Annotated in this window: 19 protein-coding genes; 10 read left to right on the top strand and 9 right to left on the bottom strand. The window is 34.2% G+C overall.

Features of this window, described 5'->3' with window-relative positions; genetic code table 11:
- Positions 1-76 precede the first annotated feature (76 nt).
- Together purB and ACQKCJ_RS06810 are read left to right on the top strand one after the other, a co-directional pair.
- The gene (purB, locus tag ACQKCJ_RS06815) at positions 77-1,423 is read left to right on the top strand and encodes an adenylosuccinate lyase (protein ID WP_271334433.1); all 1,347 of its coding nucleotides are present in this window, start codon (positions 77-79) and stop codon (positions 1,421-1,423) included.
- Between the two features lie 236 nt (positions 1,424-1,659).
- Positions 1,660-3,909: a cation:proton antiporter gene (locus ACQKCJ_RS06810; protein ID WP_271334434.1), complete on the top strand. Its 2,250-nt coding sequence runs from the start codon at positions 1,660-1,662 to the stop codon at positions 3,907-3,909.
- Positions 3,910-4,010: 101 nt separating this feature from the next.
- Here ACQKCJ_RS06810 and ACQKCJ_RS06805 read toward each other — a convergent pair whose 3' ends face one another.
- The 3 genes from ACQKCJ_RS06805 to ACQKCJ_RS06795 all read right to left on the bottom strand — a co-directional run bounded on the left by ACQKCJ_RS06805 (position 4,011) and on the right by ACQKCJ_RS06795 (position 7,033).
- Positions 4,011-4,649 (bottom strand): peroxiredoxin, encoded by a 639-nt coding sequence (locus ACQKCJ_RS06805; RefSeq protein WP_271334435.1) that lies wholly within the window; start codon positions 4,647-4,649, stop codon positions 4,011-4,013.
- Between the two features lie 231 nt (positions 4,650-4,880).
- Positions 4,881-6,101 carry an MFS transporter gene (locus tag ACQKCJ_RS06800; RefSeq protein WP_271334436.1) on the bottom strand — a complete coding sequence of 407 codons (1,221 nt, stop codon included), beginning with the start codon at positions 6,099-6,101 and terminating at the stop codon, positions 4,881-4,883.
- Positions 6,102-6,118: 17 nt separating this feature from the next.
- Positions 6,119-7,033, bottom strand: coding sequence for an AEC family transporter (locus tag ACQKCJ_RS06795; protein ID WP_271334437.1), 915 nt, complete (start codon positions 7,031-7,033; stop codon positions 6,119-6,121).
- Between the two features lie 115 nt (positions 7,034-7,148).
- On the opposite strand from ACQKCJ_RS06795, the gene ACQKCJ_RS06790 reads away from it, so the two are divergent.
- The 3 genes from ACQKCJ_RS06790 to meaB all read left to right on the top strand — a co-directional run bounded on the left by ACQKCJ_RS06790 (position 7,149) and on the right by meaB (position 9,516).
- The gene (locus ACQKCJ_RS06790) at positions 7,149-7,556 is read left to right on the top strand and encodes an RrF2 family transcriptional regulator (RefSeq protein WP_271334438.1); all 408 of its coding nucleotides are present in this window, start codon (positions 7,149-7,151) and stop codon (positions 7,554-7,556) included.
- 59 nt (positions 7,557-7,615) lie between these two features.
- Positions 7,616-8,257, top strand: coding sequence for an NAD(P)-dependent oxidoreductase (locus tag ACQKCJ_RS06785; protein ID WP_427401672.1), 642 nt, complete (start codon positions 7,616-7,618; stop codon positions 8,255-8,257).
- A 161-nt stretch (positions 8,258-8,418) separates the two neighbouring features.
- Positions 8,419-9,516: a methylmalonyl Co-A mutase-associated GTPase MeaB gene (meaB, locus tag ACQKCJ_RS06780; protein ID WP_427401671.1), complete on the top strand. Its 1,098-nt coding sequence runs from the start codon at positions 8,419-8,421 to the stop codon at positions 9,514-9,516.
- A 25-nt stretch (positions 9,517-9,541) separates the two neighbouring features.
- On the opposite strand, the gene ACQKCJ_RS06775 is transcribed toward meaB, so the two are convergent.
- The 3 genes from ACQKCJ_RS06775 to ACQKCJ_RS06765 all read right to left on the bottom strand — a co-directional run bounded on the left by ACQKCJ_RS06775 (position 9,542) and on the right by ACQKCJ_RS06765 (position 13,253).
- The gene (locus tag ACQKCJ_RS06775) at positions 9,542-11,482 is read right to left on the bottom strand and encodes an LTA synthase family protein (protein ID WP_271334441.1); all 1,941 of its coding nucleotides are present in this window, start codon (positions 11,480-11,482) and stop codon (positions 9,542-9,544) included.
- A 36-nt stretch (positions 11,483-11,518) separates the two neighbouring features.
- A complete protein-coding gene (locus ACQKCJ_RS06770) occupies positions 11,519-11,746 on the bottom strand; it encodes a hypothetical protein (protein WP_271334442.1) in 228 nt (75 codons plus the stop codon).
- Positions 11,747-11,867: 121 nt separating this feature from the next.
- Positions 11,868-13,253, bottom strand: a complete 1,386-nt coding sequence (locus tag ACQKCJ_RS06765; protein ID WP_427401670.1) for an MATE family efflux transporter — start codon at positions 13,251-13,253, stop codon at positions 11,868-11,870.
- 188 nt (positions 13,254-13,441) lie between these two features.
- On the opposite strand from ACQKCJ_RS06765, the gene ACQKCJ_RS06760 reads away from it, so the two are divergent.
- The gene (locus tag ACQKCJ_RS06760) at positions 13,442-13,957 is read left to right on the top strand and encodes a hypothetical protein (RefSeq protein WP_271334444.1); all 516 of its coding nucleotides are present in this window, start codon (positions 13,442-13,444) and stop codon (positions 13,955-13,957) included.
- Between the two features lie 304 nt (positions 13,958-14,261).
- On the opposite strand, the gene ACQKCJ_RS06755 is transcribed toward ACQKCJ_RS06760, so the two are convergent.
- The 3 genes from ACQKCJ_RS06755 to ACQKCJ_RS06745 form a co-directional block, all read right to left on the bottom strand.
- Positions 14,262-16,091: a cytochrome-c peroxidase gene (locus tag ACQKCJ_RS06755; RefSeq protein WP_427401669.1), complete on the bottom strand. Its 1,830-nt coding sequence runs from the start codon at positions 16,089-16,091 to the stop codon at positions 14,262-14,264.
- A 91-nt stretch (positions 16,092-16,182) separates the two neighbouring features.
- Positions 16,183-17,634: a hypothetical protein gene (locus tag ACQKCJ_RS06750; RefSeq protein ID WP_427401668.1), complete on the bottom strand. Its 1,452-nt coding sequence runs from the start codon at positions 17,632-17,634 to the stop codon at positions 16,183-16,185.
- A gap of 194 nt (positions 17,635-17,828) precedes the next feature.
- Entirely contained in the window at positions 17,829-18,710 is an 882-nt protein-coding gene (locus ACQKCJ_RS06745; protein ID WP_271334447.1) for a PPK2 family polyphosphate kinase, read from the bottom strand.
- 213 nt (positions 18,711-18,923) lie between these two features.
- Here ACQKCJ_RS06745 and ACQKCJ_RS06740 point away from each other — a divergent pair, with 213 nt between their 5' ends.
- The 4 genes from ACQKCJ_RS06740 (at position 18,924) to ACQKCJ_RS06725 (ending at position 22,182) form a co-directional block, all read left to right on the top strand.
- Positions 18,924-19,760: a DUF6929 family protein gene (locus tag ACQKCJ_RS06740; RefSeq protein ID WP_271334448.1), complete on the top strand. Its 837-nt coding sequence runs from the start codon at positions 18,924-18,926 to the stop codon at positions 19,758-19,760.
- A 177-nt stretch (positions 19,761-19,937) separates the two neighbouring features.
- Positions 19,938-20,279 carry a hypothetical protein gene (locus ACQKCJ_RS06735; RefSeq protein WP_271334449.1) on the top strand — a complete coding sequence of 114 codons (342 nt, stop codon included), beginning with the start codon at positions 19,938-19,940 and terminating at the stop codon, positions 20,277-20,279.
- 440 nt (positions 20,280-20,719) lie between these two features.
- Positions 20,720-21,220, top strand: coding sequence for an RNA polymerase sigma factor (locus ACQKCJ_RS06730; protein ID WP_271334450.1), 501 nt, complete (start codon positions 20,720-20,722; stop codon positions 21,218-21,220).
- 2 nt (positions 21,221-21,222) lie between these two features.
- Positions 21,223-22,182: a hypothetical protein gene (locus ACQKCJ_RS06725; protein WP_271334451.1), complete on the top strand. Its 960-nt coding sequence runs from the start codon at positions 21,223-21,225 to the stop codon at positions 22,180-22,182.
- Position 22,183 lies beyond the last annotated feature (1 nt).

The following is a 22,183-nucleotide window of genomic DNA, read 5'->3' as shown; positions in this document are numbered from 1 at the left end:
CCATAATAACGCTTCGGTAATTTTCAGAAGTTTTAACAATAGCTTATATTTGTGCCTTTCGAAAAACAACATAACAATGACTACTTTAAACGAATTGAATGCTATATCACCAATTGACGGACGATATAGAAGTAAGACCCTTTCATTAGCACCATTTTTCTCTGAAGAAGCTCTAATCAAATACCGTGTATTAGTTGAAATTGAATACTTTATTGCCTTGTGCGAAGTACCTTTGCCACAACTAGCAGACGTAAACCCAAATTTATTTGACAGTTTACGTGACATCTATAAAAATTTCTCTACTGAAGATGCTCTTTGGATAAAAGAAACGGAGAAGGTAACCAACCACGACGTAAAAGCGGTTGAATACTTTATCAAAGATGCTTTTGAAAAACTAGGCTTATCTCAACACAAAGAGTTCATTCACTTCGGATTAACTTCTCAGGACATTAACAATACTGCGATTCCTCTTTCGACAAAAGATGCTTTTGAGCAAGTTTATTTGCCTTCATTAATTTCTTTAATTTCTAAATTAAAAGAATTAAGTGTAGAATGGAAAGATATTCCAATGCTAGCACGTACGCACGGACAACCGGCTTCTCCTACTCGTTTAGGCAAAGAAATTTTGGTTTTTGTAGAACGTCTTGAAGAGCAGATGCGTTTATTGTTCAATATTCCGTTTGCGGCTAAATTTGGCGGAGCAACAGGAAACTACAATGCACATCACGTAGCTTATCCACAAATTGACTGGAAAAAATTTGGTAATAAATTTGTTGAAACAGATCTTGGTTTACACCATTCTTTCCCAACAACACAAATTGAACATTATGATCATTTTGCTGCATTTTTTGATGCTTTAAAAAGAATCAACACTATCGTTATCGATTTAGATAGAGATATCTGGACGTATGTTTCAATGGACTATTTTAAACAAAGAATCAAAGCGGGAGAAATTGGATCTTCGGCAATGCCTCATAAAGTGAATCCTATTGATTTTGAAAACTCAGAAGGAAACTTAGGAATTGCAAATGCTATTTTTGAACATTTAGCAGCAAAATTGCCTGTTTCAAGATTACAGCGTGATTTAACAGATAGTACTGTTTTACGTAATATTGGTGTACCAATTGGTCATACCATTATTGCTTTTGAAGCTTCGCTAAAAGGTTTAAACAAATTGCTCTTGAACGAAGCTAAGTTTGCCGAAGATTTAGAGAAAAACTGGGCTGTTGTAGCCGAAGCAATTCAGACAATTTTACGTCGTGAAGCCTATCCAAATCCTTATGAAGCTTTAAAAGGTTTAACAAGAACTAACGAAGCTATTGATAAAAAAGCAATTCATAATTTTATTGCAACTTTAGAGGTTTCTGACTCAGTTAGAGCTGAATTGATGGCAATTACACCTAGCAATTATGTAGGAATTTAAAGAAAACTAAAAATATTTTCTCAAAAAAAGCTATCTTTATCGAGATAGCTTTTTTTTATTTAATACCGGGAATTTAGCCCAGATTGCAATGAAAAGCCTTTTGCGAAAAAAGCCCTGTTTTTTTGCAGGTACAGAGCGACCAACGGAAGCTCCTAGAACTGCTTAAAAAATAAGCGTTTTGAGTAAAAGTTTGAAATGGAAAGCTGGATTAGCTCCTTAATATAAAATACCACTTTATGATCGCCTTAAGCGCCGCTGCAGAAACTACACACCATTTACAACCACTTATTAGCGACTTGGGATTAATCCTGATGACCGCCGGAATTGCTGTTTTGATATTTAAAAAAATGAAACAGCCTTTGGTTCTAGGCTATTTGATTGCCGGATTTCTAGCCGGAAATCATTTCGATTTTTTCCCCTCGATAACTGACATGAAAAGTGTTGAAGTCTGGGCTGAAATTGGGGTTATCTTTTTATTATTTAGTCTGGGGCTCGAATTTAGTTTTAAGAAACTGATGAAAGTTGGAGGTACATCCTCTATTACTGCCATAACACAAATTTTGTCCATGACCCTTATTGGCTATTGCGTTGGGCAATGGATGGGCTGGGGAAAAATGGATAGTATTTTTCTTGGGGCAACACTCTCGATTTCTTCTACAACCATTATCATTCGTGCATTTGACGAATTGGGAGTAAAAGGAAAAAAGTTTGTGGGTATTGTATTTGGCGCTTTAATCGTCGAAGATATTGTTGCGATCTTAATGTTAGTTTTACTATCAACAATTGCAGTAAGCGATCAGGTTTCAGGAACTGAGCTATTACAATCCGTTTTAAAATTAGTTTTCTTTTTAATTATCTGGTTCTTAGGCGGAATTTTTATTATACCTACAATCCTGAAAAAAGCAAAACATCTTTTGACAGATGAAATGCTGCTGATTATATCATTGGCCCTTTGTTTAATGATGGTTATGTTTGCCGCTAATGTAGGCTTCTCTCCTGCTCTTGGTGCTTTTATCATGGGATCTATTATTGCAGAAACAACCCAGGCAGAAAAAATAGAACACTTGATTCAGCCTGTAAAAGATCTGTTTGGTGCTGTTTTCTTTGTATCAGTCGGAATGTTAATCAATCCGGAAACACTGATAACTTATGCGCTGCCAGTGGCACTTATTACGCTTATTACTATTTTCGGAAAAGCCATCAGTTCATCAATAGGCGCTTTATTATCTGGACAACCTCTTAAACAATCCGTGCAAACCGGAATGAGTTTGGCTCAAATTGGTGAGTTCTCCTTTATTATTGCAACATTAGGTATGACACTTAAAGTTACCAGCGATTTTTTATATCCAATAATCGTTGCGGTATCTGCCATTACAACATTTACAACCCCTTTTTTAATTAAATATTCAGATCCTTTTTCCGGATATCTGGAAAGAAAACTACCTAAAAAATGGATTAAAAATATTAACAGATATAGTGTCAATGCACAAGCGATTAAATCTGTAAGTACCTGGCAGATCGTACTTCGCGCTTCTATTACACAAATCATATTGCATACTATAATTATTACCGCTATTATTTTATTGTCGGCTAAATTTGTCGCTCCGTTAGTAGCTGACACACGATTTGGAAATACTTTGGCCGCATTGATAACCTTAGTTGTAATTGCACCGTTTTTATGGGCACTTTCGTTACGACGTGTAAAAGTAAATGAAGTGGAAACTTTATGGGAAGAACGAAAATACCGTGGCGCTCTTTTGATGCTTATTTTAATAAGAATGAGCCTTGGTTTATTTTTTGTTGGTTTCTTGCTTAATATTTTCTTCTCACCTTTAGTCGCTTTTGTTGCCTTAATAATTGCTATTGGGGCTTATCAATTGTTTCCTAAAAAATTGAATGAACAATATCATAAAATTGAGAATCACTTTTTAAAGAACCTTAACGATCGTGAAAATAAAAAAATCGACAGAAGATATGCCAATTTAATGCCTTGGGATGGTCACATGTCTATTTTTGATATTGGAAAAGAATCTAATCTGGCCGGTAAAACGTTACAGGAATTACGCATCCGAGAAAATATGGGAATTAACATTGCTTTTATCAGGCGTGGTGAAATCACAATCCCAATTCCGACTAAAAATGAACGTTTGTTTCCGGGTGATGAAATTTGTGTTATTGGTACCGATGAGCAAATCGCACAGTTTACCAATTATTTGCAGAATGAGGTAGAAGCTACCAAAAACCACGAAGAAACAGAAATTGTATTACGTCAATTAGAGATTTCTAATGAAGATTTTATTCAAAAAAGTATTGGTCAATTTAGAGAAAAAACCGGTGGACTTGTTGTTGGAATTGAAAGAAACGGTAATCGAATTTTAAATCCGGAATCTCATATAATCCTGGAAAAAAATGATATAATCTGGGTTGTTGGAGATAAAAAACGAATGAATGATTTAATGAAAGATAGCGTACATGTAGCCTTATAACATTTATCTATAAAGTTACTAAGGCGCTAAGTTTCTAAGGTACTCATTTTTATAAAAACTTTTTAAACCCTCGAAACTTAGCGCCTCAGCAACTTAGAAACTTATTTATTAGGTTGCGGTGTCATTCGCAAATAAGGTTTTATAGGTGTATGTCCTTTTGGGAATTTTGCAGCAATATCACTATCAGGAACAGCAGGTGTAATTACTACATCTTCTCCGTCTTTCCAATTTGCAGGAGTTGCTACACTGTAATTCGCCGTTAACTGCAAGCTATCAATAACACGAAGTAATTCGTCAAAATTTCTTCCTGTTGAAGCCGGATAAGTCAATGTTAATTTGATCTTTTTATCAGGACCAATTACAAAAACAGAACGTACCGTAAATTTCTCACTTGCATTAGGATGCAGCATATCATATAAAGTGGCTATCTTTTTATCTTCGTCAGCAATTATCGGAAAATTAACTACTGTATTTTGTGTTTCGTTGATGTCTTTAATCCATTCTTTGTGCGACTCTAAACCATCGACGCTTAAAGCTATAACCTTTGTATTTCTTTTTTTGAATTCCGGAACATAATTCGCAACTGTTCCTAATTCAGTTGTACAAACAGGAGTAAAATCTGCAGGATGCGAAAATAAAACACCCCAGGAATCTCCTAACCACTCATGAAAATTTATAGGACCTTCGGTTGTTTCTGCATGAAAATCCGGAGCAATATCTCCTAATCTTAATGTTGACATAATTATATTTTTTTAGTTCATCTAAAATTAGTCAAAAAAAGGACAAGGAAAACATCAAATTTTTAAAAATAAGTTAAAATTCTATTTTTTCTATCGAGTTACTGTTTTAGGTAAATAAAGCGCATTTGAAAACATGAAACTACAGATATTACCAACGAAATTTCAGTTTTGAAACTAATCATTACGATGACATTTACTGCAGTTAGTCTTTGTTTGAGATTAAAAATATAATTAATTTTTCTTCTTCTGAATGTTCGGTAAAAAGTAACATAAAATACCAATTAATGGCAAATAGGAACTTATCCCAAACACATATTCAATACTGGTTTTATCTGCAACATATCCTAAAATAGCAGATCCCAAACCTCCCATTCCGAAAGCAAATCCAAAGAACAAACCTGAAATCATTCCCACTTTTCCCGGTTTTAATTCCTGAGCAAAAACTAAAATTGCTGAAAATGCCGAGGCAATAATAATTCCAATAACAACAGCTAATATGCCAGTCCAGAATAAATTAGCATATGGTAAAAGTAACGTAAACGGAGCGGCTCCCAGAATAGAAAACCAAATAATATATTTTCTACCAAAATGATCTCCTAACGGACCACCTATTAAAGTTCCTGCTGCTACCGAAGCCAGAAAAATGAATAAATACAGTTGAGAGTCCTGCACTGACATAGAAAATTTACTCATTAAATAAAAAGTAAAATAACTTGACATACTGGCCATATAAAAGAATTTTGAGAATATCAGAAATAATAAAACGATTATAGAAATGGTAATTTTTCTATTGGACAGAGGAACGATTTCTTCTTCTAAACTTACTTTTTTAGAAGCTCTTAAAGCCATATGATCCTGATACCAAACTGCAATTCTGGATAAAATTAGAATTCCCAAAAAGCCTGCAATAACAAACCAAATCACATACGATTGTCCGTGTGGCGCCACTATTAATGCAACCAATAATGGTCCTATAGCACTTCCTGCATTTCCGCCTAATTGAAAAATTGATTGTGCCAAACCTCTTTTTCCTCCTGAACCTAAAAAAGCAACGCGAGAAGCTTCCGGATGAAATATAGAAGATCCTATACCTACAAAAGCTACAGAAACTAAGATCATCCAAAAAGAACTGGCAATCGATAATAATCCCAATCCAACAATGGTAAAAAGCATTGAGATAACAAGTGAATATGGCTTTGGTTTTTTATCTGTATAAAAACCTATAAAAGGCTGTAGTAATGAAGCTGTAAGCTGAAAAACAAATGTAATTAATCCGATTTGGGTAAAAGTCAGGTTAAAGTTTTCTTTTAAAATTGGATAGGCTGCCGGAATTACTGCCTGCATTAAATCATTTAAAAGATGCGCAAATGCAATCGAGAATAAAACGGAATAAACTGTTTTTTGAACTAAAACACCACTATCAATCGTGGTCTTTTGTGTAGATGAATTCATATTTGTAATGAGCAAAATTAAACGGCAAAACTAACGATAAAATACCAAATAGCGATCGTTATAAACGAAATAGGAATTCCGAAACCAATCATCATACTGCTTAACTTTGGTTTTAAACCATAAGTCGATGCTAAAATTGCACCTGTGATCATGGGAGCCATAGCCATTTCTATAATTGTTATTTTAATTGCTTCAGAATGTTGCTTTAAAATAAAAACATATAGTACCAAAATAACAAACGGAGTTACAATAAGCCTAAAGAATAGTCCTAATCCCAGAAAGCGCCAATGCTGGCTTTTTCGATCAAAGGTAAGTTGCAATCCTACAGAAAACAATGCTAAAGGAGTTACTAAACTTCCCATTTTCAATAAACCATACTGAAGATTTGAATCCAGATCATATTGAAAAACATTCATCAGGCAGGATACCACAAAAGTAATGAACGGCGGAAAGAAAATTATTTTTTTGAAAATACTAAAAGTATCGGGACTTCCCTTTGAATAAAAAGCAGCTACAAAAACACCCAATGTAGAAACCACAACAAACGTTCCGGGCTGATCAACGAGAATCGCTGTCTCTAAACCTTTTTTTCCAAACAAAGCCTCAATGATCGGATATCCAAGAAAAGACGAATTGCTTAATCCTGCTGTCAGAATCAAACAACCAATTAGTTTATTAGACCAGCCAAGTCTTTTGCCAAGAAAATGAAAAAACACAAAAGCCAGTATAAAACTAATCCATCCTGAAGCTATCGGAAAAAGCAAATCGTTACTCCATTTTATCTTCGGAATATGGTATAAGGTTATCGCAGGCAAACAGATGTAAATTACAATCTTATTCAACACCTTATAAATACGGGTTGGAAATTGCTTAATATGCTGCAAAACCAAACCTAAAGCAAGAAAGAAAAATATAAGAATAAAATTGTTCATAGTCCTAAAAGCATCAAAAATAAGGATTTATCAATTGCCTGTAAAAATTAATTTTAAGTTAAAAATTTTTTTATTACATAAAACCTACTACATTTGTAACATATTTTATTACAGTATGATTTCAGGAAAATTTGCCATAACGATTCACATTCTTACTTTACTCACTAAATACCCAAATGATTATCTATCATCTGAGCATATTGCGGGAAGTATAAATCTAAACCCTGTTTTGGTGAGAAAAGAAATTGCAAACCTGAAGGCGCATCACATTGTCGAAAGTAAAGAAGGTAAAAATGGTGGTACAAAACTATGTGTTGATCCTTCGAAAATTACATTAAAAGAGATATTTGAAATGACTTTTGAAAACATTAATTTGGGTTACGCTAAAAATCAACCGAATCCGGCTTGCCCTGTTGGAAAAAAAATAAATGAAAACTTAAGTTCCTTGTATGCTGATATGAATCAAAAAGTTAGTTTACAATTAGAAGGAATTTCTTTGGAAGATTTTTCTAATCAATTCTAAGCGGCTTTTTTTAAACAAAACTGTAACTTTTTTTATTACAAAATTAAATTATATATACTATGAAAATCGCAATCATTGGAGCAACAGGATTTGTTGGCTCAGCAATTCTAAACGAATTAGCAAACAGAAATCACGACATTACTGCTATTGCAAGGACTCCAAAAGAAACACCAAAAGTAAAATGGGTAGCTACGGATATTTTTAATGTAGAGGCGCTGGCGGAAACTCTTAAAGGAAATGATGTTATTATTAACGCTTACAATCCAGGTTGGACAAATCCAAATTACGCAAATGATTTCATCAACGGATCTAAAGCAATTCAGGAAGCTGCAAAAAAATCTGGTGTAAAACGTTTTATCACTATTGGTGGTGGGGGAAGTTTGTTTGTAGCGCCAGGCTTACAAGCAGTTGACACTCCTGATTTCCCAAAAGAATATCATGATGCGGCATCTGCTGCGAGAGATTATCTAAACATTATTAAGGAAGAAAAAGAATTGGATTGGGCATTTTTCAGTCCGGCTTTCGAAATGCACGCTGGAATTACAACGGGAAGAACCGGAAAATACCGTTTAGGATTAGACAATCCTGTTTTTAATGAGGAACAAAGAAGTATCATTTCTGTAGAGGATTTGGCAGTTGTTATTGCTGATGAAGCCGAAAACCCAAAACACCACCAGGTTCGTTTTACTGCGGGATATTAATTTTTTATAGCTACAAATTACACGAATATTTATGAATTATTTTTTTAAAATCCAATTCAATACGGATAACAAATTCGTGAATATTCGTGAAATTCGTGGCCCACTAACTTTTTGAAACTGTTTTTGTTTTCTGTACTTTTACGTTACATAAAAATATCGTTTTGTCAAGTCAAAAAAAACAATCAGGCAGCTTACAAGAAAAAGCCGGAATTTCAGCTCCTGAAATCACGAATGTTGCCGCTATCGATCAAATTAAAAAAAGCAGAAGACAGCAACCTTCTTCTACTGAATTGATTGATGGTATTTTAAAAGGAAATATCACATCCCTGAGTCGGGCTATAACTTTGGTCGAAAGTACCAATCCTGAACATGCTGCAAAAGCGAATGAAGTGATCAATGGTTGTTTACCTCACGCAAATAAATCTATCCGAATAGGTATTACGGGAGTTCCCGGAGTTGGAAAAAGTACTTTTATTGAAGCTTTTGGAAGTTTTCTGACGCAATTAGGTAAAAAAGTAGCTGTTCTGGCAGTTGATCCAAGCAGCTCACTTTCGCATGGTAGTATTCTGGGCGATAAAACCCGTATGGAAGAGTTGGTAAAGGATGAAAATGCTTTTATAAGACCTAGTGCTTCGGGAGATACTTTGGGTGGTGTTGCCCGAAAAACACGTGAATCTATTATTTTATGCGAAGCTGCTGGTTTTGACACCATTATTATAGAAACTGTTGGCGTTGGACAAAGCGAAACTGCGGTTCATAGTATGGTTGACTTTTTCTTATTATTAAAAATTTCCGGCGCCGGCGATGAACTTCAAGGCATCAAACGCGGTATTATGGAAATGGCGGATGCCATTGTCATCAATAAAGCAGACGGAGATAATATCAAAAAAGCCAATCAGGCTAAATTAGAGTTCAACAGGGCTTTGCATTTATTTCCTCCTAAAAAATCAAACTGGCAGCCAAAAGTCACCACTTGCAGCGCCATCACTAAAGACGGAATCGCAGAAATTTGGGATACAATTTCCAGTTATTTCGAACAAACAAATGAATCTGGTTTCTTCCCGGAAAAGCGAAAAGAACAGAATCATTTCTGGATGATGGAAACGATTAACGAACAGCTTAAACTGAACTTTTATAATCAACCCGAAATTATTTCGCAACTGGAACAAAACAAAAAAGCAGTGCAAAATGATGAAATGTCACCTTTTGCAGCTGCTCAAATATTATTAAAATTGTATTTTAATAAAGGTTCTAAGTAAGAAACTCAGAGCCTTGGTTACTTAGCTACTTAGAAGCTTTTCTAAGCTTATACTTATTCTCTTTATACAAATTCCCTGCTGTAATTACATGTGCCAAAGCATCTTTTGCTAATTCTTCATTTAATTTAACCGGAATTAAAGTTGTATCATTTTTGATTTCGAATTGCAAAGGTTTCAAATTAGGCTGCATAATCACAACTTGATTTTCGACTCTGAACGCATTGATATCATTAAATTGCATAATTGCTCTTCCTTGTATTTTTGGATCTAATTTGTTTAGATTTCTACCTACCATTGGTGTTTCAAACGGAAGCCCTAAATAGCTCAATAATGTTGGTGGAATATCAATCTGACTTGCCAATTTATCATAAGAAGCTCCTTTTTGAACTCCAGGTCCTATAATCAAAGCAGGAATATGAAATTTATTTATTGGCACTAAATTTTTTCCGTAAGTTCTGGTGTTGTGATCCGCAATTACGATGAAAACTGTATTTTTGAAATAAGGTTCTTTCTTTGCCATTTCGAAGAATTTTCCAATAGAAAAATCAGCATATTTCATGGCATTGTTTACCGTTGCCGGTTTCGCATCATAAGGTTTTATTCTTCCTGCCGGATATTCAAATGGTTCGTGATTTGAAGTTGAGAACATCAAAGAGAAAAATGATTTATCTCCTTTTGCTTTAAAATAATTGTTCGCTTTGGTTACCAAATCTTCATCAGAGTATCCCCAGGTTCCTTTGAAAGCATATTTATTTCCATCTGATTCAAAATCTTCCTGATCTACAATATCTTCAAAACCATTTCCGTTAAAAAACGAAGCCATATTATCAAAATTCGCCATTCCGCCATAAATAAAACTGGTGTCATATCCTTTTTGTTTTAAGGCTGCAGCCAAAGTAAAAAATCCTTGTTGCGAATTTCCTAATTTCACTACACTCTCTGACGGTGAAGGCAAAAATCCAGTTACAACAGCTTCAATTCCGCGAACGCTTCTTGTTCCTGTACAATATAAATTGGTAAACAATAAACCCTCTTTTGATAATTTGTCAAATTCTGGTGTTAATGGTTTTCCTCCTAAAATTCCAACATACTCTGCTCCTAAACTTTCTTGTAGAAAAATTACTAAATTATAAGGTTTCTTCAGGATTGTATCCGGTTGCTGCACATGTAGAAACGGAATTTCAGCATCAGTAAAATCATTTGGTCCGGCAATCATGTATTTTTTTACACGAGCGATTGCTTCAGCTTCATCCATTTTACCATACATCTTAGTGTTTCCTTCGTTTTTAATCGAATATGCTGCAAAAGCTACGGTGTAAAAAGAGTTTAATCCAAGAGTATTTGTCAATTGATCTGTCGAAAAAACAGCATTACTGGCATTAATCGGACGTTTTGAAGTAAGGCTTGAACGTGCTCCAAAAAACAATAAAAAAGCTACTAATGGAAATAATATCAACTTGAATTTATATTCGGCACTAGTCGTATGAAAATATTTTTTCCCTTTTTTGAAAGCAAAATACAAGACAACTCCTAAAATTAAAAAAGTTACAATGATCGAAGTCAAATAACTTTTTAGAAGCATTCCCACTACTTCTTTAGGATAAATCAGATAGTCTAAGAAAATCTTATTCGGTCGTGTATCATATTGTTTAACGAAATCCGGTGTTGCCAATTCTACAAAAAGAATCAGAAACAGGAATAAAAAGCTATAAATCACCAAGAAATTATTGGTAAACTTCAACCATTTATTAGGCAGGAAAGTAATTAAAACTGCTGGTAGAAATGACAAATAACACAATAAAATCAAATCCATTCGAAGTCCGATTGGAAAAATATACCAGAAATTTGGTGTTTCTACTACTCTCTCTTTAAAAAGAAAAAACAAAAAGATTCGACTTAAAGTAGTAATTAGCAATCCTATTGCTATGAAATTAAAAATAGGTTTTAAAAAACTTAATTTTTTCATTTGATGATTTAATTAATTTCTGTTTACTGTGAATTTCTACTCTTCGTAACGTTTTATTTCTCTGTCATAAAACTCATTTGCCTGAACAATTAAGCCTTCCATTTCAGCATTTAATTCTGCTTCGTCAAGATCTTCCGCTTCTTCCATAAACTCAACCTCATCATCTTTTAAGTTGATTATAAATCTTGGATAATCAAGGTGAATGATGAAAATATCATCTACAAAATCAGTATTATCTCCGAGTAAAAATTTAGGTAATTCCATTTTTATTTATTTTTTGTTTTTATTATTTTTTCCCACAGATTGCACAGATTCTCGCAGATTTTTTAAAGAATCATTTTAATCTGTAAAATCTGTGGCATACTTTTATTTAGAAGTTTCAAATTTAACTATTTGAAAGTGAATTTTGGATTAATTTTTTTGTTAGGTAATGAAATCGAATATAAAGAAATATCGCCGCCGCCGTTAATCCAGCCAAAAGTCCAATCCAAACTCCTTGTGCTTTTAGATCAGTATATTCAGCCAGGTAATACGAAATTGGGAAACCAATAATCCAATATGCCACAAATGTAATGTACATAGGCACTTTTACATCTTGCAATCCGCGTAAAGCTCCTAAAACAACTACCTGAATTCCGTCAGAGATTTGAAAAACTGCTGCTATTAAAAGTAGTTTTGACGCAATACTTATTACTTCGGCATTATCCAGAACTTGTCCGGTATTTTCCATATTCAAAAAGATATGAGGCAGGAAATTATGAAAAGCCACAAACAGAATTGCAAAAATAGTTTCTATAATAATGGCGAGTAAGAAAATAGAACGAGCAACAACGATTAATTTCTTGAAATCCTGTAAACCTCGTTGGTTACTAACCCGTATCATCGAAGTAACACTTAATCCCATTGCAAACATAAATGTCAATGAAGCAAGACTTAACGCAATTTGATTGGCTGCCTGACTGGTTTTACCAATATTACCACACAACCAGATTGATGCTGTAAACAACACCACTTCAAAAAGCATTTGCATTGCTGAAGGAAATCCTATGCTTATTATTTTTTTCAACATTTCTTTTTTAATCTCGTCAAAACTGAAATTTGCAAAAAAACGTTTCAAATCATTTCTTCTCGATAACATAATATGCATAAACATGACAAGAAATATTCTTGAGATTACAGTTCCAAGAGCCGCCCCGATAATTCCCATTTTTGGAAAAATCCAAATTCCGTAAATCAACATATAATTGATCCCAACATGCAGGACATTGGCCATAATCATAGCATACATCGAGTATTTTGTCAACGATAATCCGTCAGCAAATTGTTTGTACCCCTGATACATAATAAGAGGAATCAACGAGAAAGCAACCCAGTCAAGATAAGGTTTTGCAAGCGCAATAACATCAGCAGGCTGTTGCAGCAATTCCATTATTGGCTTTGCCAAAACAATTACCCCAAAAAGAAACAAGCCTAAAACAGTGCACAAGAATAATCCATGGTGAAAGGCAGAACGAATTTTGCTGTCATTTTTTTCAGCATCACCTTCGGCAACAATTGGCGTAATGGCAGTAGAAAAACCAATTCCTAACGACATTGCGATAAAAATCATACTGTTCCCTAATGAAACGGCTGCAAGTTCTGTACTTCCTAATTTCCCTACCATTATATTATCTACAATACCTATTAAGGTGTGCCCCACCATTCCTAATATAATAGGATATGCTAATCTTAAATTATATGAAAACTCTTTGGTATACTGTTTTAAATTCACTTCTATTCTTTTTAGTCGGCAAAGATAATCAGAAGCTTTGGATTCTTTGATATTATTAAAAACATAAGCAAACATTAAGTCTGTTTACATTCACCCTGAGATTATATAACAATTTCAAAAAATTATATAACAAAGCCCTCAGGCCTTGAAAGTATTTTTACAGTATTAAAAATCATAAAAAAATTGTCATGAGAAAATTACAAATTATATGCCTGTTTGCTTTCGCTTTATTATCTGCCAATACTACTTTCGCTCAGGACACTGCTATTAAAAATTATGATCAGGGTTTTAGATTAGGCTTTGGTGTGAATGGCGGAATACCAACTGACAATGATTACAGATGGTCGCTTGGTGGAGATGTTCGTTTACAATATGATTTATCTAAAAGTACATCGTTGACATTGACTACAGGTTTCACCAATTTATTTATGAAAGATAAAGATGGAGTTGAAGCAAAAGATCTTGGATTTATTCCGGCAAAAGCAGGTTTTAAAGCCTTTATCTGGGAAGATCAATTTTATGTTTTAGGAGAAGTGGGTGCTGGTTTTGCCGTGACAAACGATTATAACCAAACTACTTTTTTATGGGCACCAGGAATTGGGTACGCCAACAAATATATTGACATTAGTGTCCGTTACGAGGACTATAATAAATTTAATACCAATCAGGTGGCTTTACGTTTAGCCTATGGTTTTAAATTATAAAATTTAGGTTTATTTTATTTTTTTGTTTTTGGTATAAACCCGAGAGATCGCATAGTCTCTCGGGTTTAGTTGTTTATATACCTTTGTATGATCGGTAGCTGAAAAATTTTACCGCAAAGAGCACAAAGATGTACACAAATCTCGTAAAGTTATTTGCTGATAAAAGAATGCAAAGTTCAAAAAACAAAACATGAAGATTTACCATCTTAAAAATTAGTGCTAATTCGTAAAACTCGGGGCAAACAGTCTTACTTTTATCCTCTTGCTTCTATTCTCCTTACTCTTTAGTCTTGCTTCTTTACTCTTACTTCTTTACTCTTACTTCTTTACTCTTGCTTCTATCCTCTATTCTCTTTACTCTATTCTCTAAATATCTACTATCCGTCAACGTTTTCATAAAAGCAATAAGTTGCTTCTTCTCCTGATCTGATAAATTCAATTTGTCTTCTGGTAAAGTTTGGTTCGGCACGTCAAATCCTAAACCTCGTCCACCTCCCTGATCATAAAAGTCAATCACTTCTTCCAGAGTTGTATAAACACCATTGTGCATGTACGGAGCTGTAAGTTCTATGTTTCTAATCGTTGGCGTTTTAAATGAATATTTATGAATTGCTGCTTGTGTGATGACAAACTTCCCCAAATCTCCATCGAGTTTTTTAGCTTTATTAGGAGTACCCAAAATTTCACTTTCAGACCGGTCAAAATTTGGAGGAACAGTTCCGTTGGTAAGCGGAATAAAATGACAAGTCGCACATTTGGCTTTTCCGGCAAATAAATTAAAACCTGCTTTTTCATTTTCTGTAAAAGTTGCCCCGTTTTGCATATAAGCATCAAATTTTGAATCATAATGACTCAACGAACGAATATAGGATGCCAAAACATTTTTGATCGCAAATTCGTTGATGCCGCCTTTTGGAAAAGCTTTTTTGAAGTCATTTACATAATCTTGCTTTTTTTGAATTGCCAAAGCCGATTTCTCCAGGGAACCGTGCATTTCGTTTTCGTTTTTGATAACAGCTACAGCCTGATCTTCCAGATAACTTACTCTTGAATCTGCAAAAAATACACGCTGAAATGCAATATTGGTTAATGTTGGCGTATTGCGCTGAATCATCGATTTTCCGTCTAATGCAACTGCTCTTTCCAATCCGTCTGTAAAAGCTTTTTCGGCATGATGGCACGAAGCGCAGGAACGCGTGTTGTTGCCGGACAAAATTGGATCATTGAATAACTTTTTTCCTAAAGCAATTTTTTCGGGCGTAGTCTGATAATCCGCAAAACCAGAGAATGCTTCCGGATCAAAAGCATCTTTATCAAACAATATTTGTGCAGTTACTTTCAGACCTCTTTGCTCTTTCATTAACGGAATTCCTAATTCGGATTGAGTTTTATAAAGACCTTTACTTAACGGATTTAAAATTTCTTTGATAAAATATGCGCGATCGAAAGCATTAAAATTGGTATTTTCTTTTAAATACTTTTTCCCTTTTTCAAGAATCCCGAGTACTTGTTTACTATTCGAAATTGATTTATTTTCCAGATAAAGCTGATAATATTTTTCGATTGCTTCCAGAGATACCAACGCTTCGGGAAGTGAATTTAGTACCACAGGCGAATCAAAACCGGTAATTCCTAATGAGATAATTCGGTATACTTCTAGTCGCATTGCATCAAAAACATGGGCATCTGTCAATTCATTAGAATTTGAAACTTTTTCTAACCGAATTAAATTAGCCGATAAAACACCCAATTCCTGTAACAGTTCTTGCTTACTCTCTTTATTGTATTTTGGAAAAACCAGTTCTTCAATAACCTGAAAACCTTCAGGCGGAACAGTCACTTTATCATTTTCTTCGAACTCAGGGATTGCCGGGCCGTTGATAGATTTAGAAACCGCCGGTGAATAATATTCACTGATCATTTCGACCTTTTTATAACTTTGATGTGCTTCGAGAAATTGTCTCTGAATTTGTGTTTCAGTAGAATCTGATTGTACGGAATATTTAAGTTTGGCTACTTTTTCTATCAATAAAGTAATATCAGACTGAAATAATTCATTGACTTCCTGATGTTTGCTTTTTTTATGGCAACCAATAAATAGTACCAATAACAACAAACAGTATATTTTTTTCATGTAATAACGATTAAAAGAGGAATATTGATAAAAACAGAAACCACTATCTCAAATAGAAATAGTGGATGACTGTTTTATAATGACTTAAAATTTATCTTGCTAAACCTTTAAGTACTAAAATTTGACTTGCCTGATCTTCTTTCGGACGATTAGTTCCTCCGTCAGGACTTAAATATTTTGTACCCGTCCAGGTATGTGGCTGAACACTTAACATGAAAGTATCCGGAATACCAACCTGATCAGAGACATCGATTAAAGCACCATATTCCCAATCTCCAAATTTCGAAATTCCGCCTACGTTATATTTTGCAGCATCGGCCTGAGTGCGACGGTGGTCTAGTTCTACTACAACTTTTAGATCTTTTGTAGCAATATTGTACTGATAAATATAAGCATCATGAGTTTCATCGCCATATCCGTTTGCATCTTCCTGAACGTATACATAATTTTTAGTCACACAAATATTATCCGGGTTTTGAAATTTACCTGCAATTCCAGAGCGGTTATCTCCATCAAGAATTACCTCAAGAGTTCCTTTTAATGGGTCAGCAGCATCAAGATTTAATTTGTAAACTCTGCCGTATTTCGTTCTTGAACCATCTGCATTTGTTCCGGTTGTATTTTGTCCTGTTACATTAAAATATAATTCACGATCTGCAGCAGCGCCACCTTTGCGATAATCTAAATCTTCTACACGACCAAATTTAACTGCTTTCAAAACATTTACAGCTGTATTGATCTGAGCACCGGTTAAAGTAGTATGATTATCAATTTTTACGAAAGAAACTGGATATGTTTTACTCACTTCCATGTCTTTTTCTCTTTGATTGTTATCATTTCTTTTTAGCATGTATAAAGAACCATTGGTCAAATCACCAACAGCATTCGACACATACATAAAAACCTGACCTCCGTAAGTTCCGGAATCATCATCACCAATTACCACTACAGTTTTTCCCTTATAAGCTGTAGCACGTAATGGCAAAGCATTCTCAGCACTTAAACGGCCAAATCCTGCCAATTCTTTAGACACAGATGCTGAACCCGCACTTCCGTAAGGATCTAAAGCATGTGTACGGGATTCTTCTCCGGATTCTCCACAAGTCAAATAAACAGGACCAAAACCATGCTCTTCTTTTGTTGCCATCGTTGCACCACACAATCTCCAGGTTCCTCCGCTCGAGTTCAACAAATACTCCCCTTTGGTAGGTTTGAATGTTTTGTCAAGTGTAATTCTGGAAACTGCAAAGTTGTCTTCGTTGTTTACTAAAAAAGTAAATGTTCCATCAGTGTTTTTCAATAAACCTGAACCATCTGCAGAACCTCCAAAAACAAATTTTGGACTATCCGGAAAAACATCATCTGAACTAAAAAGAGAATAAATCTTCAGGTTCTCAAAACCTGGTTTTGCCTTCAATAAACTTGGCGTTACAGATTGGTCCTTCAATACAACACTAGTTGCTTCCGTTTCGTCTTTAGAATCGTTATTACAAGATGTAATCAACGAACCCAAAATAATTAGGGGTAAAATAATTCTTTTCATTAGCTAAAAATTGGTTTTATTTTTTTTACAAAGTAAAGCCCTGCTCTTTAACTTAAAATGACTTTCATATTATCAAAAAAACAAGACTACAATTAAAAAGCCAACTAAAGCCTTAAAAAAATTAACATTAATTTAGTACTACAAAACATTCATAAAACTGCAATAACATACAAACAAAAAAAAGAGCCTTATTTCTAAGACTCGTTTTCTAGTTGTTGTTTATAAACTCCAATATTTTCTTTTATATTCTCAGGCAGTTCCGGTTCCTTAATATCTGTATGTTTCTGCATAGTATCCCAAATGATTTGGGCTACAATATAGCGCGCCATCTCTTTATCATCTGCAGGAACAACATACCAAGGAGCATCTTTGGTCGAAGTTTTATTTATCGCCTCTTCATAATATTCCTGATATTCATCCCAATGTCCGCGTTCTTTTAAATCTGCCAAAGAAAATTTCCAGTTATGTTTTTCTTTTTCTAATCGTCGTAATAATCTTTGGCGCTGTTCTTCTTTACTCAGGTGCAAATAAAACTTAAGAACAATAATTCCGTTTTGCGTGATATGCTTTTCAAAATTATTAATTTGTTCGATCCTGTTCTTCCAGAAATCCTTCGGAATGTCCTCAACACTTTCAATTCCCGGTAAATTTTCTGCCAGAATAAATTCAGGATGCACGCGTGTCACCAGGATATTCTCGTAATGCGTACGGTTAAAAATCGCATATTTCCCTTTTTCCGGCAAAGCCATATAATGTCGCCACAAATAATCATGTTCTAACTCAGTCGAAGTTGGCGTTTTGAAACTATGCACCACAACACCACGTGGATTAAACTCTTTGAAAACCTCACGAATCAAACTATCCTTTCCCGAAGTATCCATGCCTTGCAAACATATCAAAACGCCATACCTGTTATGCGCATACATTTTATCTTGCTGTTTGCTTAATTTAGATTGTACTTTATCCAGTTTTTCAATCTTTTCATCATCATCTCCTTTTACTTTCAACAAAGTTGGAATCTTAGATAATTTTATTTTATCTGTAACTTTAAAATCATTCGGGTCTATAGATTTCATAATTTATGAGTTTTTATAATAGTAAATATACTAATTTTACGAAGCATATTCCTGCTATTCATTGTAATACTTTTTCTATAAATTATTTTTTACCAAGCCATAACAAGAGCTTCCTCCGGTCGCTTTGTTCTGTCAGGAAAAAATACAATTTCTTCTCAAAGTATTTTCATTGCTATCAGGGCTGGGCTTTAAGTATTCAAAACAAAACATTTCATGGAAAAATTTACATTAGAAATATTATTTCAAATCATCGGAATCGGTTCGGCATCAGGATTATTTTTAAATAACGATTCACTATATATTATTGGTGATAACAGCGGATTTTTATACGAATACAATATGCAAAATCAGCAATTAAACCAACATGCTTTAATTGACAATCCAACGCAAAATACCCCAAAAAATTTAAAACCTGATTTTGAATCCTTAACGCATCATAACGATACACTTTATGTTTTTGGTTCCGGCTCTACCGAAAACCGAAACAAAATGATTGAGTTTGATTTAAAAAGCAAAACTGTTTTACAGAAAAACAATCTCGTTGATTTATATGGCTTAATGCAAAGTTTTGGCGAAATAAAACCTGAAGATTTCAACTTAGAAGGCGCAATCTTCGATGGCGAAAACTGGTATTTATTCAATCGCGGAAATGGAATCACAAACAAAAACACCATTTTTACCATTCACGCCAAAAACCTGGGAGAAGAATTTGCATTGGTAGCAACCAATTATAAACTTCCAAAAATAAAAGGCGTTCGTTCCAGTTTTACCGATGCCATTTTGCTCGAAGACAAAATTTATTTCCTTTCGACTGCCGAAGACACAAAATCAACCTACGACGACGGAGAAATCTTGGGAAGTTTCATTGGCCGAATCGATCTTAAAACAATGAAAATTGATTTCACGCAAAAAATCACCTCAACCAATAAATTCGAAGGATTGACTTTATATAAAAAATCAAATGATAAAATTGAGTTTTTGCTTTGTGAGGATAATGATACGGAGTTGTTAGAAACGAAGATTTTTAAATTGAGTTTGCCTGTTAAGTAAAACAACTTTGATGAGAAAAATAATTCTTTCATTACTACTAGTTACCATTCTTTTGGTAGCAGTTATTTATTTTATGATTTTAAAACGAGGCAAACAAAAAAAGAAAACTTTGGTACTTTTAATATTAAAGATTTCGATACAAAAAATCAATATTTTAAAACTTTAAGCCCAAAAGATTTGAATCCAAAATCATTTATTAAAGTTTTTAGAGAGAACTATAACAAAGACTCGGCATTCCATTTTGTATCAATGATCGGAGAGTTTCCAGATAAATGGGTAAAACCAAATGATATTCAATATTTAATGTCAATTATGAGATCTAAAGAAAAATGTTGCGGATATATGAATATGTTCTCGTCAACTCTTGTAACTGACAATGGAGAAGTGGGCGGTTTTGCAGTAATTTTTCTGAACTCTTATATTTCTAACACGAAAATTAAAATGGGATTGAATTGTAATCCTAAAACAGATAAAGAATCTATTGAGAAGATAGAAAAATGGTATCAAAAACAAAAATAATCGCATTTCATTTCGACAAAGGAGAAATCCTCATAAGTAGCTAGCCATTTATGGAAGTACTTTGTGTTAGTTTCTTTGGAGATTCCTCCTCCGTCGGAATGCCAAGATTGCGAAAAAGCTAGTGCGATTTCTCCCTTTGGTCGAAAGGACAAAGATTGTAAAAAAATAAGATTACGAAATAATTCATATTAAAATTCCGTAGAGACGCACAGCTGTGCGTCTCCCGCAAAGATTATTTGCCAATAAATAATAAACCGAAGATATACTGAACGAAGACGCACTGCTGTGCGCCTCTACAATAAACCTTTGTTCCTCTGTACCTTTAAACCTTAAAAAAAACTTTTTTTTTAACTCGTCCCAACCTTTTTATCTTTTTAACCCTCTTTAGTATAAAGACAACAATTGTGATAAACGAAACGCTAATTTCTAACTGCAAAAAAATGAACCGAGATGCTCAGCGTCAGGTTTATGAGCACATGGCTCCAAAATTGTATCGCCTTTGCAAACGATACCTCAAAAAGGAAGAAGAAATAGAAGAAGCTATGGCTGATGCTTTCTATACCATATTTACAAAACTGGAACAACTTAAAGAAGTTCTGGCGTTTGAGGCATGGGCGCGAAAAATAACCGTCAACCATTGTTTGGCTACCATCAAGAAAAACACCAATTTCAACATGTATCTTGATGATGTCAAATTGCTTTCGCAACCTTTTACAGATGAGATCAATACATTAGAAGAAGAAGATTTACTCAATTTACTCAATCATATTCCGGATGGCTGTAAAACTGTCTTTAACCTTTTTGTTATTGAAGGTTTCGCGCACAAAGAAATAGCAGCAATGCTTAATATCTCTGAAGGCACATCAAAATCACAATTGAATGCCGCAAAAACCAAGCTAAAGGAATTAGTAAATAAATTGTATTACCAAAAAGTAAAATAGTCATGGACAATCAAGATAAAACATTCGATAAATTTAAAGAAGCCGCAGCAAATTCGGAGCATAAGGAGTTTCCGGGAATGGAGAAAGTCTGGGCTCGTGTTGAAGATAAACTCAATAAAAAAGAAGATAAAAAAGCCATTTCATTATGGAAGAAAATTGCTATTGCCGCTTCGTTTTTATTACTTATTTCCATTGGATTCCAGTTTATAAAATCAGATAAAACAACGATAATTCAAAATCCAAAAGTTGTAGTCAATGACAAAGAAGCTATTAAAGAAACCATAACGGAAAAAGACAATGCAATCGTTTCTTCAGATTCACCAATAGTTCCAAAAGCCGAAGCCATTAAAATTCTGGACAAACAAATCAAACAGCAACAAGGAGTAGCCGTACACGAAGCGCAAGTTTCTGTTGCTAATTCCCCTGTAATAACTGCAGCACCGGCACCATCTAAAATTGGAGCCGAAGTTGTGAGCGCGACTTCCATACAAGATGATTATTCTGTCGATGAAGATAACAGTGCAGCAAAGGACAAAGCAAGTTTTGGTTATTCTAAAACCATAGAAAGAGAATCAGCTAAAATGGCTTATCCTGAGAAACAATCGCAAATGACTAAAAAGAGTGCTCCCTTAATTGTACTGAACGGAAATGCAATATCTCATAGCGACGATACTAAAAGAGATAAAATGATGCAAAATGAGCTTCCTAATTTACAACCTGAAAATGTAGATTCCCTGGTAATTCTAGATGCTCCACTTTATATTATTGATGGCGTTTATTATTCTGAGGATGATTTATTCGGCAAGAATCCAACAAGTCCTTATGCACCCTTAAACAAACAGGAAATAAAAACCATAACAGTTCTTCAGGATCTCGAAGCGACATCAAAATATGGAGAAAAAGGTAAAAAAGGAGTTGTAATTATTACCACAAAAACAGGTAAACCAACTCCTGAAAAATAAA

This window comes from Flavobacterium sp. NPDC079362, from assembly GCF_050267765.1.
In the GTDB taxonomy this organism is placed as follows: domain Bacteria; phylum Bacteroidota; class Bacteroidia; order Flavobacteriales; family Flavobacteriaceae; genus Flavobacterium; species Flavobacterium azizsancarii.
Note: the sequence above shows the minus strand (reverse complement) of the source record. Positions and strands in the feature narration are given on the sequence as shown.

What these genes read in the sequence shown, in the direction of transcription:
- ACQKCJ_RS06785 (WP_427401672.1), top strand. Translation starts at nt 7,616, where the DNA reads ATGAAAATCGCAATCATTGGAGCAACAGGATTTGTTGGCTCAGCAATT.
- ACQKCJ_RS06750 (WP_427401668.1), bottom strand. Translation starts at nt 17,634, where the DNA reads ATGAAAAGAATTATTTTACCCCTAATTATTTTGGGTTCGTTGATTACA.
- ACQKCJ_RS06800 (WP_271334436.1), bottom strand. Translation starts at nt 6,101, where the DNA reads ATGAATTCATCTACACAAAAGACCACGATTGATAGTGGTGTTTTAGTT.
- ACQKCJ_RS06770 (WP_271334442.1), bottom strand. Translation starts at nt 11,746, where the DNA reads ATGGAATTACCTAAATTTTTACTCGGAGATAATACTGATTTTGTAGAT.
- ACQKCJ_RS06775 (WP_271334441.1), bottom strand. Translation starts at nt 11,482, where the DNA reads ATGAAAAAATTAAGTTTTTTAAAACCTATTTTTAATTTCATAGCAATA.
- ACQKCJ_RS06795 (WP_271334437.1), bottom strand. Translation starts at nt 7,033, where the DNA reads ATGAACAATTTTATTCTTATATTTTTCTTTCTTGCTTTAGGTTTGGTT.
- ACQKCJ_RS06790 (WP_271334438.1), top strand. Translation starts at nt 7,149, where the DNA reads ATGATTTCAGGAAAATTTGCCATAACGATTCACATTCTTACTTTACTC.
- ACQKCJ_RS06755 (WP_427401669.1), bottom strand. Translation starts at nt 16,091, where the DNA reads ATGAAAAAAATATACTGTTTGTTGTTATTGGTACTATTTATTGGTTGC.
- ACQKCJ_RS06760 (WP_271334444.1), top strand. Translation starts at nt 13,442, where the DNA reads ATGAGAAAATTACAAATTATATGCCTGTTTGCTTTCGCTTTATTATCT.
- purB (WP_271334433.1), top strand. Translation starts at nt 77, where the DNA reads ATGACTACTTTAAACGAATTGAATGCTATATCACCAATTGACGGACGA.
- ACQKCJ_RS06740 (WP_271334448.1), top strand. Translation starts at nt 18,924, where the DNA reads ATGGAAAAATTTACATTAGAAATATTATTTCAAATCATCGGAATCGGT.
- ACQKCJ_RS06730 (WP_271334450.1), top strand. Translation starts at nt 20,720, where the DNA reads ATGAACCGAGATGCTCAGCGTCAGGTTTATGAGCACATGGCTCCAAAA.
- ACQKCJ_RS06805 (WP_271334435.1), bottom strand. Translation starts at nt 4,649, where the DNA reads ATGTCAACATTAAGATTAGGAGATATTGCTCCGGATTTTCATGCAGAA.
- ACQKCJ_RS06745 (WP_271334447.1), bottom strand. Translation starts at nt 18,710, where the DNA reads ATGAAATCTATAGACCCGAATGATTTTAAAGTTACAGATAAAATAAAA.
- ACQKCJ_RS06810 (WP_271334434.1), top strand. Translation starts at nt 1,660, where the DNA reads ATGATCGCCTTAAGCGCCGCTGCAGAAACTACACACCATTTACAACCA.
- ACQKCJ_RS06725 (WP_271334451.1), top strand. Translation starts at nt 21,223, where the DNA reads ATGGACAATCAAGATAAAACATTCGATAAATTTAAAGAAGCCGCAGCA.